An 18,139-nucleotide genomic window follows, 5' to 3' on the forward strand; every position below is an offset into this window, starting at 1 on the left:
ATCATTTCTCCTTAATTGTAAGAAGTAATTGTTTAATATCATTGCGCGACATATACAAGTAAAAAATGAGTAACTGAATCACGCCGTAAATTGTAATAGAAATAACCCCTGATTTTGATGGCCAGAATAAAACGACAAGCATATCAACCGCCCAAATACTTAAAATCAAAATCATCGGAACTCTATACATTTTAAAGAAATTGAATCCTAAAAACTTTGAAATATAAAGGCGTTCATAATGTGTCAGTCGATACACATAAGCCAATGAGATGAGTAAAAGAATGGATAGCACCAGCGCACCAACAATAAAACTACCAAACCAGACGATTGTTTCTGCTAAGTCTTTTTGAAGTCCATCAATAAAGATTTGAATAGGGACAAATTTTGGTTCATTGTCTGCTAAATGATAGGGTTCCAAGTAGCTTTTTGCAGTATATTTTTCTGCTGTTTGTCGATCCTTAAATTTAATATAGCTGTTCAAATCATTACTTCTCATGCTTTCTGATTGTAAGTAGTTCATATTTTCTGGCGTAATGATATAAATAATCGGATCTTTTACCATCACTTCATCGTTTGGCGTATTGTTCCAACTAAATATTTTTTGCTCAAAATGGTACGTCACAAATTTAAAACGATTTTCCTGATTATATGCAGTCGGAATATCATTTTCATTTCGTTCAGTTGACTCACTTTCTTTAATCCATTGTTCAAACTTTTCTTTCTGTTGTTTCGTGTAAGTATCAGGTATTAAAAACATCTTTGTACCGCGCTCAGCAGTATCGATATATTGCTGTTCTATATTGAGTTGAATCTGCTTTAAATAATTGGGTGAAAAAGTCATATACCAAAATGGCTTTTCTGGTACATTTTCATAAATCGCTTGCTGTCGATAATATTCAAGCAAGTCTTTATCAAAATATTCAGAATGTGCAATGAATACGTTAGCATCTTTGACAATAGATTGATACCAATGATAAATATCGCGATCTAAAGCATTAGATTTTCCAGTTATCGTTGAAAGATCTTCCCCTGTTTGTATATCTTTTAATGTGTAGTATTGAGAAACACCTTCCCATTGTTTGGCAATCCGAAAATTTTGTACAACCTCTTTCATAGGTTCATCCAATCGGACACTACCGAACACGAGCAAAACACTTAGAAGTACATAACCTAATGCGCCCATCCCATAGAGTGTACGATGCGGCACTTTCCCTTTAATTGCATCTACCGGCTTCATTGAAAATACCGTAAACACCGCTATACCAGTCATGAAGAGTATGAGTGTTAAATTGATTACGCCACCTAAAAAGAAGTAAGACAAAACTTTTAATGTAATCGAATGCCAACCACTCACATACCATAAAATAACTGCAAAAACAGGAATAATCAGGATTGAAAACACAACAAATTGACGCAACACTTTATTCGCAACTGTCCATTTTGACCACCCTAAAAGCGTTAAATGCCCTAAATTTTTAAGGTTTGCTACTGTAACAGCAATAAACAATATGAGCACTGCTAACATAGTCATGATCAATAAACATGACAATACAACCGTGACTGTATTATCCATTTTAGCAACGCCGCCATTGACCGTTGTCAAAGCCGTTTCAGATTGATGTGTCACTACAGACAACGCTTTAATCAACTGATTGAATTGCTGTTCTGAACCATAAACTGTATATGTGCCATTGATACTTTTTGTCGTATTGATGTAATTCTGCAAATTGACAATAGAATGCTTTTTAGCAAAGTAAGGCGTATTGAATTTTTTAATATTATTGATAGAACCATTAAAATCTCCAATCGTTGCTTTTTCATTTTTACTATTCAATAATTTTTTGATATCTGGTTGAGACATGATTTGATAATCATACAGTTGAATTTCTGGAAATTGTTCCGCTTTACCTGTTACACCAATCAATTCATGCTGTGTCTCTTCATCAACTGTCGATGTCAGAATCAAAAGTTCAGGAAATTGTTTTAATACATCCATGACATTTTCTTTTTGTTCGATGGTGATACGGTTTAAATAAAACTGATGCTGATCCGCCGAATTCTGTATCTCGTCCCATTTTTCATCATACACTTCACCTAATCGAAACGTTGTCATCATCAAAATAATGATGGCTTGAATAGCGACTAATGCAAAGATGAAATACCGTATCTTTCCTACTAATTGTATATTTTTCATTTATCTCCCCCTCTTTGTCCGTCATCATATGAAGCGTTTTCACTTATTATAATACTCACAAGTAATACGAATGTAAAATTATTTAGTTTTATTTTATATGTAGTATTACAAAATTCTTTTAGTGACATGCAGAACAATAAAAAAGTGCAGGACAACGAAACCTTTAAAACAAGATTTCTGTCCTACACTTGAAACATTCATTTAGGTTGAGGATTGAGACACGATTGAGTTTCCCAGCCCCTCTCTATAATAAGTAAAAATCAAAATATGAAAATGTAAAATCAATTATGGTTAATGGAAATCAATTTTTTTTGATTTTTCATCTTATAAATTTTCCCAATTGATACGCAGCACTTAAATTCAAATTGCTGAAATGGACGAGACTCCTGAGGGATCAGACGCAGCTGAAAATCCAATTCGGCTTCATTCCAATGCACACTTTAATCAAGCCGAATTTAGTTGAAGCAAGTCCCCTAGGAACGCGAGTCCATGATGGCAATTGCGAAAATTAAAAAGGCTATCAATGAAAACAATTTGATGAAAATATATCAAGGGAAGACAATCAAAATTTTTGTCCCGCCTTTTAAACATTCATTTATTGATTTTCGTTTTATTCTTCTTTCCCCAATACACGGTAAATGGCTTTTGCGACACCACTGTTTTCATTCGAATCTGTGACAAATGTCGCAATGTCTTTCAATTCTGGCAACGCATTTTCCATCGCGACAGCCACGCCAACACGTTCTAACATGGACTTGTCATTTAAGTTATCACCCACAGCCATGGTATCCGCCATATCGATACCGAGTTGGTCGGCAATGGCTTGTAAGGCTAGACCTTTTTGTGCATCGATATGTGTAATTTCAATGTTACCGAGTGAAGATGAGGAAACAGCTAAATTACTACTTTCTGATAGTTGCTTTTTCACACGTTCAATTTTATCTAAATCTTTATCGTATGCTAAAACTTTCATAATCAGTTCGCCTGGTACAGATTCGATATCATCATAATTATCAACGACTTTTAATGTACCAAGGTCGATACGATGTTGGATATGTTGTCTAATTTTCTCTGCATCGCCTTTTTGACCTGAATGTTTCGCAATGTCTAAATATATGGCTAAGTCTTTCTCTGGGTCTTCTGTGTAAATACCAAAGTTCGTATAGACTTGATAGTACATATTTTCATTGTTGAGTGTTTGGCGAATGCGTTGATACAATCCATGGTTCAAGCTTGACGTATGGACGATATCGAAGCTTTCATCTCGCACTTCAGCACCATTCAAACAAATATACGGTACCTTTAAACCTGTAGCCATAATCGGATCATTCGCCTCATAAAATGCTCGTCCTGTCGCAATGACCACCGTCACACCTTGAGACTGGGCATATTGAATCGCCTCGACATTTTCTTGTGATACTTCATGAGCTGCATTCAACAACGTCCCATCCATATCTGTTGCTATCAGTTTAACCATCTCAATCCCTCTCTCATTACTTTTCTTTAATCCATTGCCTCGTTTAAAATATAATCTCATTTTAACAAAGTTATAATAGGAAGTACCGTAAAATGAATTCATGGCATGCGCTTTATCATCCACACATCTAGAGAAACTGTAAAACAATGACTTAATTCTTTTGTCGCTTTTTGTGCAAACGTAACGCTTTAAAAAATTGTCGTAAAATTTCACCACAAGAATAGGCCAACACACCCGTCACAACAGTTGCACGGTGATTCATTCGACTATCTTGAACGAGATTCATCAAACTACCGACACAGCCCCCTTTTGGATCCATCGCACCAAAAACAACCGTATCGACACGACTCATCACAATCGTACCTGCACACATCACACACGGCTCTAATGTGACATAAAGCGTACAGCCTTCTAATCGCCATGTCCCTAAAGCTTCTGCAGCACGCTCCATAGCTAGATGTTCTGCATGTGCGGTTGGACTTTGATCCGTTTCTCGTAAATTATGCGCCCGAGCGATTATTTTTTCATCTTTGACAACGACCGCGCCAATAGGAACTTCGCCTTTTTTAGCAGCTTCCCTCGCCTCCTCTAGCGCAATTGACATATAATATTGATGACTTGTCATACAGAATTAGCCTCACTTATGTTAAAATTTTTAGTACTGGTTAAAATAAATAATATGGAGCGAAAAATATGAAAAAACCATTTATCGCAATTGAAGGTCCGATAGGCGTTGGCAAATCTTCATTAGCACATCAGTTGAGTCAATCTTATCACTTTTATGAAGCGAAAGAAATTGTCGGTGAAAACCCTTATTTATCAGATTTCTATACTGATATCTCAAAGTGGAGTTTTCAAACTGAGATGTTCTTTTTATGCCATCGTTACAAAGACTATCAAGACCTTGCAGAACATACTGATGGCATTGTCAGTGACTATCATATATATAAAAACAAAATATTTGCACGCAATACATTGAACGATGCAGAATACGATAAATTTTCAAGAATTTATGACATTTTAACTGAAGATCTCATCTCACCGGATTTCACGGTCATTTTAGATGCAGAATTAAGCGTGCTCAAACAACGTATCGCTAAACGTGATCGCAGTTTTGAAGCCCATATTCAAGACAGTTATTTATTGAAACTCAAAGAAGACTATGCAAATTACTACAATTCTTTAAAAAATGAAGGACATGCGGTGTTGTGGATTGATACGACAAACCTAGATTTTGTCCAAAATGAAGCAGATTATGCGTATGTATTTAATCAAATTAATGAACTAATCGGAGGCCATGAACATGAATCAATATGATATACCGTCGAACGCTATTATTACCATTGCCGGGACAGTCGGTGTAGGAAAATCATCTTTAACACGTGCAATCGCTGAAAAGCTCAATTTCAGAACATCCTACGAAAACGTCGAGCATAATCCTTATTTGGATAAATTTTATCATGATTTCACACGTTGGAGCTTTCACCTACAAATCTACTTTTTAGCTGAACGTTTCAAAGAACAAAAGCGTATGTTTGAATATGGCGGTGGATTTGTCCAAGACCGTTCGATTTATGAAGATGTCGATATTTTTGCGAAAATGCATGAAGAACAAGGCACGATGTCTCCTGAAGATTTTAAAACATACTCTAACTTGTTTGACGCGATGGTGTTGACACCTTATTTTCCTAAACCTGACGTACTCATTTACCTCGAATCCGATTATGATACCGTGATTGAACGTATTCAAACACGTGGCCGTCAAATGGAGATTGAAACAGATCCTGAATATTGGAAAATGTTATTCCAACGTTATGATGATTGGATTAATCAGTTCAATGCATGTCCAGTTGTCCGCGTGAATATTAAAGAATATGACTTGTTTGATGATCCTGATTCAATTGATATCGTGTTGAAGAAAATTGAACATGTTATCAATACTTACAGACAAGTTGATACACGTTCATAAAGCTTTGGATGAACAGGTCTTTATGGATTGCATGCTGAAGCTCCTGTTCCTAGGTGGCGCTCTTCAACTCAATCCGTTTTAATTAAACTGTACATGAGGTGGAAGCCGAATGGGATTTATCAATTTAAACATTTTTAGCATCAAATAGGTTAGAAAGATGAAATAACTTTTGAATTATCATCTTACTTTTTCATCAATGACTTAAATCGCAAAATGAACAGGCTGGAAAATTTTCCGGCCTGTTTTCTTTATGCGTATGTTTTGAATGTGCATGTCACTACTTACAAAATGAAAGTACGGCTTGTCCTCTGTCATTTCGCTTTAGGTAACACGTCTTCTAAAAGCCCGACATGGTCAATGACGACATCTGCCGCTTCGAACTTCGCCTCTTGTCCTAACCCTGTACGCACGCCTACATTCAGGGCACTTCGCATATTTTTGCCAGTCAACATATCGTTATCCGTATCGCCCACCATGATGACATTTTCGCCGCGCACACCAAGCTCCCATAATGGCTGAAGTAAACAAATATCTGGCTTTTCATATTGTCCATCATTCGTTGAGATGACCATATCAAATGCATCTGTTAATTGTGTTTTTTCAAGAAATTGTGTCACGCCTGTATGATTATCACTGGTTACGATACCTAACGCATAGCCTTGTGACTTTAAACGTTGAATCAATGACGCCACACCTTCATACAATTCAATTTCAGGGACGCGTTGACTGATTAAAGTTTGACTCCGTTGCGCGACCCAATCCGCCACATCTTCATCCGTAAACTGTTGAAAGACTGCAATCAAATCTTTCAGTGTCCCTCCATTCATCACACTGTCTTTTTTAAATTGACCGTCTTCAATACCTATCGTACGATACACGGTTTGTCGATCTTCAAGTTGAAAATGGTCACATACATCATCTACAAGTTGAATTCCGATTTTCGTCCAACTTTCATCAAAATGAATCAATGTCCCATCTTTATCAAATAATATCCATTGGGTTGAAATCATCCATTTGCCTCCATTCATCTCATTGATGTCTTTATATCAAACAAAAAGTAGCTAAAATAACTCAATTCGCTTTTAATGAGGTACTTTCTTGAACCATTGTATCACGCGTTGCTATTTCTTATATTACAAAACTTAACTTTCATTGCAAATAGCAGATTAATATTTATTTATTTTTTCATAAACAGTTAATAATCATTTAATTTTATTATTCTATAAATGATGTAAAATATAACAGAAGGAGTGATGAGTATGAAAAAACTAAAACAAAAAAAACGCTTAACATCACTATTATTAGCCACTACGATGCTTTTAGGTATGGTCAATACTGGCGTTAGCCATGCTGCTTCAGACCAAAATCAACCGGAACTAAAATTAGCGACGCACAACGTTTACATGCTTTCAGGTTTTCTCTATCCTAATTGGGGGCAAAACAAACGTGCAGATTTAATTTCAAAATCCAAATATATACAAGATAATGATGTCGTGATTTTCAATGAAGCATTCTATCCCTCTTCAGCCAATCAATTATTCAATAACTTAAAATCATCCTATCCGCACCAAACGCCAGTACTCGGTCGTTCATATTCAGGATGGGATCGTACGGAAGGCCATTATTCAAGTACGACTTTTGAAAATGGCGGTGTTGCAATCGTAAGTAAGTATCCAATTAAAGAAAAAATTCAACACGTTTTCCGACACGGCTGTGGTTTTGACAACGACAGTAACAAAGGGTTTGTCTACACAAAAATTGAAAAAGATGGGAAATTTGTTCATGTCATCGGTACGCATACACAATCTGAAGACTCTCGCTGTGGCAGAGGTCAAGACCGAGCGATTAGAGCTGAACAAATGGGCGAAATTCGCGACTTTGTGAAAAATAAAAACATCCCTAAAGATGAAGTTGTTTACATTGGTGGCGACATGAATGTCAATAAATATGGTGGCAATGGTGAATTCCAAGACATGTTGAAAAACTTAAATGTCAATGACGTCCTTTATGCAGGCCATTCAAGCACATGGGATCCTAAATCTAACTCAATTGCCAAATACAATTATCCTAATAGTGCACCTGAATATTTAGACTATATTTTTGTAGATAAAGACCATCGTCAACCAGGCCAACTCATTAATGAGGTCGTAGGTGAAAAATCACCAACTTGGGATGTTTACAAATTCCCATACCTCTATGTATATAACGATTACTCTGATCACTATCCAGTCAAAGCATATAGTAAATCATAGCAGTCATTCTCATAGACAATAGTCATATTTTTGAATCACCCGCTATTAAAACCTATGCTTTCCCTACAAAGAAACAAAAAATTATAACATATCGACTTGAAGCCGAGACTTTCGTTATCCATTACGAAACGTCTCGGTTTTTATGTTAAATTAATTTCGAAAATATCCTTCGCTCCTCGTCCAACACTGTTTAAAACGTCACACCATCAAATAGCACTGTTAAACAAATTAGAGCGCACTTTCACCGTCCAGCTATTATCCATTCTAAGCGCACGTAAAAAACTAGAAACCCTTTAAATCAGGATTTCTAGCTTTTGATGTTTATTAATTCCACTCAATTAAAACGATGTGAAACTTTATTTTGAAATTCTTCATGAAAGTTATTGTACAAACCAGATTGCAGTGAAACTATAATAGCAGTATTTTTACTAACATTTTCTTGTTGCATATATTTATTTACTTGTCTATATGTGATGGCAAACGTAACGTGAGCCTTGTTTGTTCTTCAGTTTTTTTAGTAATTGGTTCTGGTATAGGTGTACCTACATTTAAATTTGCTTCTAACCAATCTTTTTTTATTGTTAAAAGGTCATTTACAGCTTTTATTTCTGAATCACCAGTACCAACAAGACCATCCAACTCTTCATATTTAGCTATAAAATATTCAATACCATCATAATCTGTATCCTGCTCTACTTTTAACGTATAAGGCAATTTTAAATAGTAATTTAAATCTTTCATGCTATCACCTTTTCTAAATCTTTTAGTAAAGTTTCAATATGATATTTGCATATAGAATCTGTAATATTAACTGTTCTCACAGGGATTTCTTTATATAAGGGATGCCTATACATAATATTTCCACCCTTACCTCTTTGATTCATTATCTCAAAACCGTACTTGCTTAGTAGAGAAATAAAATCTTTTTTATTCACATTTCTTGGGTTATTTTTTATTTTCTCTAGTGTTTTATCACGTTTAGTCAAATAAGTACCACCATCCTAGTGTCACCTATATACCATTTCGTTATTAGTATATAAAATAATTTCAAAAAATAAATTTAAAAGCTAGAAACCCTTTAAATCAGGATTTCTAGCTTTTGATGTTCATTATCTTTCGTAATGAGGAACAACAACGCGCCAACCGTGTGGATCTTCTAGCTTACCACTTTGAATACCTGTGTAATGGTCATACAATTTTTGCGTCACTGGACCAGTTTCATTATTGTTAATCACAATTTCTTCATCTCTATATTGTAATGTACCTACTGGCGAGATAACAGCCGCTGTCCCTGTACCAAATACTTCTGTAAGTGCACCACTTTGATGTAATTCGTACAACTCATCGATAGAGATACGACGCTCTTCTGTTTCGTAACCTAATGATGCGGCTAATTCTAAAACAGTTTTACGTGTAATACCTGGTAAAATACTACCATTTAATGATGGTGTCACAACTTTACCATCAATGACGAAGAAGATATTCATGCTCCCTACTTCTTCTACATATTTTTGTTCCACACCATCTAACCATAATACTTGGTCAAAGCCGAGTTGGTTCGCATTGGCTTGTGCGAGTAAGCTTGCCGCATAGTTTCCAGCTACTTTCGCGAAACCTACACCACCGCGTACCGCACGTACATATTCATCTTCTACGTAAATTTTCGTTGTACGTAATGAATCTCCGCCATAATAAGAACCTGATGGCGATAAAATGATTAATAAACGATACTCATGAGAAGGATGAACGCCTAAAACACCTTGTGTCGCGAAAACAGTTGGTCGAATGTATAAAGATTGACCTTCACCATTAGGTACCCAGTCACGATCAATATCAACCAGTTGTTTTAACCCTTCCAATAATAATGCCTCGTCAATTTGTGGCATTTTTAATCGCTCTAAAGATTGATTAATACGTTTAAAGTTTTCCTCAGGTCTAAATAAGACAACCTCGCCATCATGCTTGTATGCTTTTAATCCTTCAAAAACAGCTTGTCCGTAGTGGAGACTTTGTGCAGCTGGTGACAGTTCAATTGGACCATAAGGAATAATCTTTAAATCGTGCCATCCTCGATCTGATGAATATTCAAAACTTAACATGTAATCGGTAAACACTTCACCAAAAGTAAGCGTGCTAAAATCAGGCTTTTCTTTTAATGAAGGGCTCACTTCTAATTCGATTTTTTCTGACATGATTATTCCTCCCATATGTAAAATATAATATTAACCATTATAGCAATGACCGCCTTATAATTCAATGAGTATTCCGAAAATTACAATAATTGTCTTTTATCTTTAACATGCGCATGATCAATTGCACTTACATAAGAGAGGGATAATACATAAAAATAGTGCGAAATGTAAACACTACAACATGTCCTCATCTCGCACTATTTTTCTATAATTTATGCTTTATGGCTTTCTTTTTCACGAATACCTTCAAGCATGCGCACTGTCATTTTTTCTAAGTCATACTGTGGATTAAAGCCCCATTCTCCACGCGCACAACTTGTATCAATACTATCTGGCCAACTTTCCGCAATATCTTGACGAACTGGATCAACATCATACGTTAATTCAAATTCTGGAATATGTGCTTGAATGGCTTCTTTAATCATTTCAGGTTCAAGGCTCATCGCACTCAAGTTATAAGCATTACGATGAATCAGTTTACCCCCATCTGCTTCCATTAATTGAATAATCGCATCGATCGCATCGTCCATAAACATCATGTCCATATACGTGTCTTTTTGAATATAGCTCGTATATTTACCCTCTCGTACCGCTTGGAAATAAATGTCTACCGCGTAATCCGTCGTGCCCCCACCTGGTTCTTTAACATATGAAATAAGTCCTGGGAAACGCACACTACGCGTATCCACGCCGAACTTAGTGAAGTAGTAGTCACATAACAATTCACCTGATACTTTGTTGACGCCATACATTGTATTTGGACGTTGAATCGTCACTTGTGCTGTATTTTTCTTAGGTGTATCTGGCCCGAATGCACCGATAGAACTTGGTGTGAAAAATTGTAAGTTGTATTCACGTGCTGCTTCTAACGCATTCACTAAACCACCCATGTTCAAGTTCCATGCGAGTAGCGGATTTTGTTCACACGTCGCTGATAACAATGCCGCCATGTGCATTAATGTATCTGGTTTAAAAGATTCCACTAATTGAACCATTTTGTCAGCGTCTGTGACATCAAGAATTTCAAATGGCCCCGCTGCCACAATTGAATTTGCTTCTGGTTCACGAATATCTGTTGCTAACACATTTTCATTACCGTAAATTTCACGACATTTCGCAACCAATTCCGTTCCAATTTGTCCTAAAGCACCGGTTATCATAATTCTTTTCATTATCTTCCATCTCCAATCTGTTTCTCTCATACGGACATATGTATTCTATGTACAACCATTCCATGTCATATACACTCAGATTATATCACTTAAGCGCTTTCCTGTACATGTATAGCATACACTAAAATACAGTAACAACATCAAACCTTTTGCTTAAAATGAAAAAGAGGGTTATGACAACTGAATGCCCTAGCCCCCATTGCACTATTGATTACAGTAAGCATTTTTCTTTAACATAATCATAATGACCTTCAAATCTTTCTAACTTTTTGTCTTTTAATAAATAAGTAACATTAAATAGTTTATTGAGAAAGTAACGATCATGTGAAACTGCAATAATAGTCCCTTCATAATCTAACAACGCCTCTTCTATTGTTTCTTTTGCATCTATATCTAAATGGTTTGTCGGTTCATCTAATACAAGTAAATTGTAATTTGAATTCACGATTTGTGCCCAGCGTAGTCGGATTTTTTCACCACCACTTAAATCTTTAACTTTTTTAAAGACATCTTCTCCATAAAACATGAAATTTGCTAAAATATGTCTAGCTTGTCCTTCTGATACATTAACTTTTTCACGAAATACATTTAATAAAGTCTCATTGTGCTCGTTTTCAAATTCATGTTGTGACAAGTAGCCTATTTTTAAATTATCTGGCGTTTTAATCATACCACTATCACTTGAAACCATCCCTAAAATCACCTTTAATAGTGTAGATTTTCCTGTACCATTATCTCCTATAATCGCTACATGTTCACCTCTTCTTACCAACATATTCACATTTTCATATAATAAATCATCATATCTTTTAGTGATATTTTTCATTTCAACCACTCTATTGGAAACACGTTTTCCTTCTTGTAATTGCATTTTCATTTTTGGTGCTTCTATCGTAGGTCTTTCTAAACGTTCAATTCGATTTAAAGCTTTTTCCATATTTTTTGCCCGGCGATACATGGAAGCATTAGGCGGATTCGCTTGGCTAGCCCACATTCTTAATCGTTGAATCGACTCTTTCATTTTTTTAATTTTCTTTTGTTGTGTTTGATAAGCTTCAAATTCATTTAAAAGCCGCTTCTCTCTTTCCTCAACAAAATATGAATAATTTCCATTGTAAAAGTGTAGCTGCTTTTGATCTATTTCTATAATTTGATTGACAGTCTCATCTAAAAAATAGCGATCATGTGAAATAATAACAGCAGCACCTTGGTAATTTTTTATATAGTTTGTTAACCACTCAATCGCTTTAAAATCAAGGTGGTTTGTAGGTTCATCTAATAATAACAACTCTGTATGTTGGATTAATATTTGCGCAATACCCACTTTTGTCCGTTCTCCTCCAGACAAATCTCCCCAAACTGACTCTAGTAAGTGCGTTATATTTAAGCCATGGGCGACTCTACGTATTTCAGCATCCATTTTGTATCCGCCATTTTCATCGTAATAAGTCTGTAATTCTCCATAACGTGCCATTAACATATCGATATTGTCTATTTCTTTACTCATTCTGTCTTCTAATTCTTCAAGTTGCTCCGATACCTTATTTAACTCCTGAAATACAGATTTTAAGCACTGATATACCTTTGCATCTTCTTCATATTGAGGCGTTTGGTTTAAGTATCCTATTCTAATATTTTTCTTCCAACTCACTACGCCTGTTGAAGGCTTTTCTATACCTGAAAGTAATTTCAATAAAGTTGTTTTTCCTTCTCCATTACGTCCAACTATACCTATTTTGTCACCAGTGTTAAGCGTGAGTTTGATATGATCAAATAACGTTTCTTCTGTATAATTTTTCGTTATATTCGATGCATTTAATAAATTCATCATTCTTCCTCCATATTATCTATAAGGAAGAACTTTAAAGTGTCCGTTCCTTATAGTTTGATTCAACACTTCAAAAAAGACAGACTCCACCAATTTTGAAATTAAAGTCGCAAATTTGTTGCGTATAATTTGTAAATATCTGCAACTATCAACTATAAGAAACATACAGGACACCTCCTCACACATGATTTCATTCATATTTTACTATAAATAAGCGTTTTCATACAGGATGTTTTTATCTTCAACATTTAAGTCTATAGATAGCAAAAGGACAAGTTTAAAAATATTGCATCAATAGCATCAAAAATGTTTATATCCTATTTCCCCCTTATACTAAGATGCCAATAAAAAAAAGCAGTACACCCTAAGATGCACTGCCCTACTTACATATTCTATTCAATAATGCCGAGTTCTTTACCGACACGTGCATAGACTTCTAATGCTTGATCTAACATTTCTTTTGTATGCGCTGCAGTTGGCATGTTACGTACACGACCTGTGCCACGTGGGACAGTTGGGAACACAATTGATTTCACGTAAATGCCTTCTTCCATGAGACGTTTACTGAATTGTTGTGTTTTCTTTTCATCACCAATAATGACAGGTGTAATCGGCGTTTCAGATTGACCTGTATCAAAGCCTAAACGTGACAAGCCCTCTTTTAAGTAATTCGCATTTTCCCATAAACGGTCATGCAATTCTGTTGATGCCATTAATTTCTTCACGGCTTCCGTAATTGCCTTCGTATCTCCAGGCGCTAATGAAGTTGAGAATAAGAATGGACGTGATTGTGCTTTTAACCAATCGATTAATTTTTGTGAACCAGCAACATAACCGCCAACAACACCGATTGCTTTTGATAATGTACCGATTTGGAAGTCAACTTTATCTTGTAAGCCAAAGTGTTTCACCGTACCAGCACCTTTACCCATCACACCTGAACCGTGTGCATCGTCCACATACACCATAATGCCATATTGTTCACAGATTTCGACGATTTCAGGTAATTTTGCAACATCGCCATCCATACTGAAGACACCGTCAGTAATGTACATCACTTTGTTATATTGACCTGATTCTACAGCTTCTTTTGCTTTTTGACGCAAATCATCCATATCTGAATGGTTCACACGAATAATTTTCGCTTTAGATAAACGACAACCATCAATAATTGACGCATGGTTCAGTTCATCAGATAAGATTGCATCATTTTTATTCATCACAGCTGAAATGGCTGCCATGTTACAGTTAAAGCCTGATTGATATGCAACTGCTGCTTCTGTCCCTTTGAACTCAGCTAACGTTGCTTCTAATTCATCATGTAAGTCTAATGTCCCATTGATTGAACGTACCGCACCAGCACCGACACCATGTGTATCAATCGCATTTTTAGCTGCTGTTTTTAAATCTTCATTCGTCGCTAAACCTAAGTAGTTGTTTGAAGATAAATTGATATATTTCTTTCCATTAATTTGAATTTCTGGTCCATTCGCACCTTCAACTGTATCAATCTCGTTATACAGTCCATTTTCTTTTAAATGGTTCAAATTTTCATCTAGAAAGTCGTTTAATTGTTGTACCACCTGAATTTCCCCTTTCACATTTTAAATCCTCTTAATCATAACGCATTTTGAACAAACTTAAAAGCGGGTGTATAATAAATGCAATAACCGTATTTAAGGAGAGAGTAATCGTGACGGATTGGTTCCAATTGGCATATGACAAAGAACAGGAGATGGTTCAAACACGACGCTATCTCCATCAACATCCTGAATTGTCATTTCAAGAAACAGAAACACATGCTTATATTTTGCAACGACTTCAACAATTAAATTTTCAAATTGATGAAAAAGTCGGTCAAAATGGTATCATTGCACGTATTGTTGGTGATGAAGCAGGGCCTACTATAGCATTACGTGCAGATTTTGATGCACTCCCCATTGAAGATTTAAAAGACGTCCCCTATCGTTCTACCGTCCCTGGTGTGATGCATGCGTGTGGTCATGACGGCCATACAACGATTTTATTGACTGTCGCCGAACTCCTACATGCGCATCAATCTCAGTTAAAAGGGAGCGTCGTCTTAATTTTCCAATATGGCGAAGAAGTGACGCCTGGGGGTGCACAAGAAATGATTGCGGATAACGCCTTAATGGGTGTCGACAAAATTTACGGCAATCATTTATGGAGTGGCTATCCGACAGGCACAATTCATACACGACCTGGTCCGATGATGGCACAACCAGATGAATTCAATATTACGATTCACGGTAAAGGGGGCCACGGTGCTAAACCCCATGAAACGATTGATCCGATTGTTATCCTTGCTGAGTTCATTTTAAGCGCACAAAAAATCGTTTCTCGCACGCTAGACCCTGTGAAGCAAGCCGTCATTTCATTCGGTAAAATTGAAGCCGGTGAAGCAGATAACGTCATTCCTGATACAGCAACTTGTCGTGGTACTGTGCGCACATTTGAAACAGAGGTCCAGGCTCATATTTATCATAAAATGGATTTGTTATTACAAGGACTCGCCCTCGCAAATGACGTCACATATACGTTTGACTACATTAAAGGCTATTTACCTGTCTATAACCATGAAGCATCAGCAGAAATCGTTAAAAATGCTGCCCATGCGTTAAACTTCCGATATCAAGAGTCTGATTTAATGATGGTCGGTGAAGACTTTTCGTTTTATTTAAAATCTAGACCTGGTGCATTTTTCTTAACTGGCTGTGGGAACGCTCAAAAAGGAACAGACTGGCCACATCATAGTCCACATTTTGATATTGACGAAGATGCGATGAAATATGCCGTGAGCACTTTTATGAAGATTTTAGAACTTGAAGGGGTATTCAAAGATTAACTGAACAATAACATCTCATCGCAGTTTCTTTTCACAGTAGCTGCGATGTTCTTTTCTCTATAAAAAATTAAAATGAAAGGAATGTTACGATGGGAGATACACTCTATCAACATGGTACACTTGGCACACTCATAGCAGGCTTATTAGAAGGCACTGCAACAATTCAAGACATACTCGAACATGGTGATGCCGGTTTAGGGACGTTAGCTGGATCCGATGGTGAAGTAATTTTTATAGACGGTCAAGCATTTCACGCTAATGCTCAAAACGAATTCACACAACTTTCTGGAGAAGAACTCACCCCTTTTGCGACAATTACACATTTCCAAGCACATCATACATTTAACGTGACAAATCAATCAGCGCAACATGTATTAGAGCACGTCCGTACAAAAATGCGCAGTCAAAATGCATTTTCAGCAGTCAAAATTACTGGAACATTTCAACACGTGCACGTACGAATGATGCCAGGACAAACACCCCCATACCGTCGCTTAATTGAGTCAGCACAGCAACAACCCGAATATACACGCACAGACATTACAGGTACATTGATTGGCTTTTACACGCCCGAACTGTTTCATGGTATTGGTGCAGGTGGCTTTCATATTCACTTTGTTGATGATGCGCGTACTTTTGGAGGACATGTTTTAGATTTCCATATAGACGAAGCCGATGTAGAAATTCAAGATTTTGAAACGTTAGCACAACATTTTCCAGTCAATCATCGTTCATTTACAGAGGCGGAAATTGATTATGAGGATATTAATGAAGAGATTAGAGAGGCTGAGTAACGTTTCAAAGCACTATCAAAATTGAGCTTTTCTCTTATGTATTTCATCTCAGCTGACATTGCTATATGTCCATAAAAAGGATAGGGACTTGGAAAACTTAATCTCCCATCCCCATTTTCAAGCAAATAAAAAAAGAGCTGGCCGAGGCCAACTCTTTTTTTATCTATAATAAAGATAGATTATTGTTCGATTTGAGTAACAACGCCTGATCCTACAGTACGTCCACCTTCACGAATTGAGAAACGAGTACCGTCTTCGATAGCGATTGGAGAAATTAATTCAACTTCCATTTCAACGTTATCGCCAGGCATTACCATTTCAGTACCTTCTGGTAAGTGTACAACACCAGTTACGTCAGTAGTACGGAAATAGAATTGTGGGCGGTAGTTAGAGAAGAATGGCGTATGACGTCCACCTTCGTCTTTTGATAATACGTAAACTTCTGCTTTAAATTTTGTGTGTGGTGTGATTGAACCAGGAGCAGCTAATACTTGACCACGGTTGATGTCTTCACGTGCAACACCACGTAATAAAGCACCAATGTTGTCACCAGCTTCAGCGTAGTCTAATAACTTACGGAACATTTCTACACCAGTAACAGTTGTTTTAGAAGATTCTTCAGTTAAACCGATGATTTCTACTTCGTCACCAACTTTGATTTGACCACGTTCAACACGACCAGTAGCAACTGTACCACGACCTGTGATTGAGAATACGTCCTCAACAGGCATCATGAATGGTTTGTCTGAGTCACGGTCTGGAGTTGGGATGTAAGTGTCAACAGCTTCCATTAATTCTAAGATTTTTTCTTCGTATTTAGCGTCGCCTTCTAAAGCTTTTAATGCTGAACCAGCGATTACAGGTACGTCATCACCTGGGAAGTCGTATTCAGATAATAAGTCACGAACTTCCATTTCAACTAATTCTAATAATTCTTCGTCGTCTACCATGTCAACTTTGTTTAAGAATACAACTAATGCTGGTACACCAACGTTACGTGATAAAAGGATGTGCTCACGAGTTTGTGGCATTGGACCGTCAGCAGCAGATACTACTAAGATACCACCGTCCATTTGTGCAGCACCAGTGATCATGTTTTTAACATAGTCAGCGTGACCTGGGCAGTCAACGTGTGCATAGTGACGTTTGTCAGTTTGGTACTCGATGTGTGAAGTATTGATTGTGATACCACGTTCTTTTTCTTCTGGAGCGTTGTCAATCATGTCGTATGATTGTGCAACAGAGTCACCATGTTTTGCTAATACAGTTGCGATAGCAGCTGTTAAAGTTGTTTTACCATGGTCAACGTGACCGATAGTACCAATATTGGCATGTTCTTTTGAGCGATCGAATTTTTCTTTTGCCATTATGAAATCTCTCCTCTTTGATTAAGAA

The 18,139-nt window shown here is 36.6% G+C and carries 16 protein-coding genes; 5 read left to right on the top strand and 11 right to left on the bottom strand.

From position 1 onward, the window contains the following. Position 1: 1 nt before the first annotated feature. From CCE82_RS05780 to tadA, 3 genes are all read right to left on the bottom strand, one after another. Positions 2 to 2,194, bottom strand: coding sequence for an amino acid ABC transporter permease (locus CCE82_RS05780; protein WP_086428466.1), 2,193 nt, complete (start codon positions 2,192 to 2,194; stop codon positions 2 to 4). A 610-nt stretch (positions 2,195 to 2,804) separates the two neighbouring features. Continuing rightward, on the bottom strand, positions 2,805 to 3,671 hold the full coding sequence (locus tag CCE82_RS05785) for a Cof-type HAD-IIB family hydrolase (RefSeq protein WP_086428467.1): 867 nt from the start codon (positions 3,669 to 3,671) through the stop codon (positions 2,805 to 2,807). Between the two features lie 151 nt (positions 3,672 to 3,822). Then, positions 3,823 to 4,296, bottom strand: a complete 474-nt coding sequence (gene tadA / locus CCE82_RS05790; protein WP_086428468.1) for a tRNA adenosine(34) deaminase TadA — start codon at positions 4,294 to 4,296, stop codon at positions 3,823 to 3,825. Positions 4,297 to 4,364: 68 nt separating this feature from the next. Between tadA and CCE82_RS05795 the strand changes: the two genes are divergently transcribed. Beyond that, a complete protein-coding gene (locus tag CCE82_RS05795; RefSeq protein WP_086428469.1) occupies positions 4,365 to 4,988 on the top strand; it encodes a deoxynucleoside kinase in 624 nt (207 codons plus the stop codon). Next, positions 4,975 to 5,640, top strand: a complete 666-nt coding sequence (locus CCE82_RS05800) for a deoxynucleoside kinase (protein WP_086428470.1) — start codon at positions 4,975 to 4,977, stop codon at positions 5,638 to 5,640. Before CCE82_RS05795 ends, CCE82_RS05800 begins: the two co-directional genes overlap by 14 nt. A 311-nt stretch (positions 5,641 to 5,951) precedes the next feature. On the opposite strand, the gene CCE82_RS05805 is transcribed toward CCE82_RS05800, so the two are convergent. Further along, entirely contained in the window at positions 5,952 to 6,650 is a 699-nt protein-coding gene (locus CCE82_RS05805) for an HAD family hydrolase (RefSeq protein WP_086428471.1), read from the bottom strand. Between the two features lie 249 nt (positions 6,651 to 6,899). Between CCE82_RS05805 and sph the strand changes: the two genes are divergently transcribed. Further along, positions 6,900 to 7,892: a sphingomyelin phosphodiesterase gene (gene sph, locus CCE82_RS05810; RefSeq protein WP_086428472.1), complete on the top strand. Its 993-nt coding sequence runs from the start codon at positions 6,900 to 6,902 to the stop codon at positions 7,890 to 7,892. A 456-nt stretch (positions 7,893 to 8,348) separates the two neighbouring features. Here the strand turns inward: sph and CCE82_RS05815 are convergent, their stop codons facing one another. The 6 genes from CCE82_RS05815 to CCE82_RS05840 all read right to left on the bottom strand — a co-directional run bounded on the left by CCE82_RS05815 (position 8,349) and on the right by CCE82_RS05840 (position 14,667). Further along, entirely contained in the window at positions 8,349 to 8,633 is a 285-nt protein-coding gene (locus tag CCE82_RS05815) for a type II toxin-antitoxin system HicB family antitoxin (RefSeq protein ID WP_240507168.1), read from the bottom strand. Beyond that, positions 8,630 to 8,878: a PH domain-containing protein gene (locus tag CCE82_RS05820; protein ID WP_086428473.1), complete on the bottom strand. Its 249-nt coding sequence runs from the start codon at positions 8,876 to 8,878 to the stop codon at positions 8,630 to 8,632. Before CCE82_RS05820 ends, CCE82_RS05815 begins: the two co-directional genes overlap by 4 nt. A 123-nt stretch (positions 8,879 to 9,001) precedes the next feature. After that, positions 9,002 to 10,084: a branched-chain amino acid aminotransferase gene (locus tag CCE82_RS05825; protein ID WP_086428474.1), complete on the bottom strand. Its 1,083-nt coding sequence runs from the start codon at positions 10,082 to 10,084 to the stop codon at positions 9,002 to 9,004. A 212-nt stretch (positions 10,085 to 10,296) separates the two neighbouring features. Further along, positions 10,297 to 11,256 (bottom strand): L-threonine 3-dehydrogenase, encoded by a 960-nt coding sequence (locus tag CCE82_RS05830; RefSeq protein ID WP_086428475.1) that lies wholly within the window; start codon positions 11,254 to 11,256, stop codon positions 10,297 to 10,299. 211 nt (positions 11,257 to 11,467) lie between these two features. Continuing rightward, a complete protein-coding gene (abc-f, locus tag CCE82_RS05835) occupies positions 11,468 to 13,084 on the bottom strand; it encodes a ribosomal protection-like ABC-F family protein (RefSeq protein WP_086428476.1) in 1,617 nt (538 codons plus the stop codon). Positions 13,085 to 13,476: 392 nt separating this feature from the next. Beyond that, a complete protein-coding gene (locus CCE82_RS05840; RefSeq protein ID WP_086428522.1) occupies positions 13,477 to 14,667 on the bottom strand; it encodes a glycine C-acetyltransferase in 1,191 nt (396 codons plus the stop codon). A 110-nt stretch (positions 14,668 to 14,777) separates the two neighbouring features. Here CCE82_RS05840 and CCE82_RS05845 point away from each other — a divergent pair, with 110 nt between their 5' ends. Together CCE82_RS05845 and budA are read left to right on the top strand one after the other, a co-directional pair. Beyond that, a complete protein-coding gene (locus CCE82_RS05845; RefSeq protein ID WP_086428477.1) occupies positions 14,778 to 15,950 on the top strand; it encodes an amidohydrolase in 1,173 nt (390 codons plus the stop codon). 89 nt (positions 15,951 to 16,039) lie between these two features. After that, the gene (budA, locus tag CCE82_RS05850; protein WP_086428478.1) at positions 16,040 to 16,744 is read left to right on the top strand and encodes an acetolactate decarboxylase; all 705 of its coding nucleotides are present in this window, start codon (positions 16,040 to 16,042) and stop codon (positions 16,742 to 16,744) included. A gap of 179 nt (positions 16,745 to 16,923) precedes the next feature. On the opposite strand, the gene tuf is transcribed toward budA, so the two are convergent. Then, the gene (tuf, locus tag CCE82_RS05855) at positions 16,924 to 18,111 is read right to left on the bottom strand and encodes an elongation factor Tu (RefSeq protein ID WP_086428479.1); all 1,188 of its coding nucleotides are present in this window, start codon (positions 18,109 to 18,111) and stop codon (positions 16,924 to 16,926) included. Positions 18,112 to 18,139 lie beyond the last annotated feature (28 nt).

It is taken from the genome of Staphylococcus cornubiensis (assembly GCF_900183575.1).
In the GTDB taxonomy this organism is placed as follows: domain Bacteria; phylum Bacillota; class Bacilli; order Staphylococcales; family Staphylococcaceae; genus Staphylococcus; species Staphylococcus cornubiensis.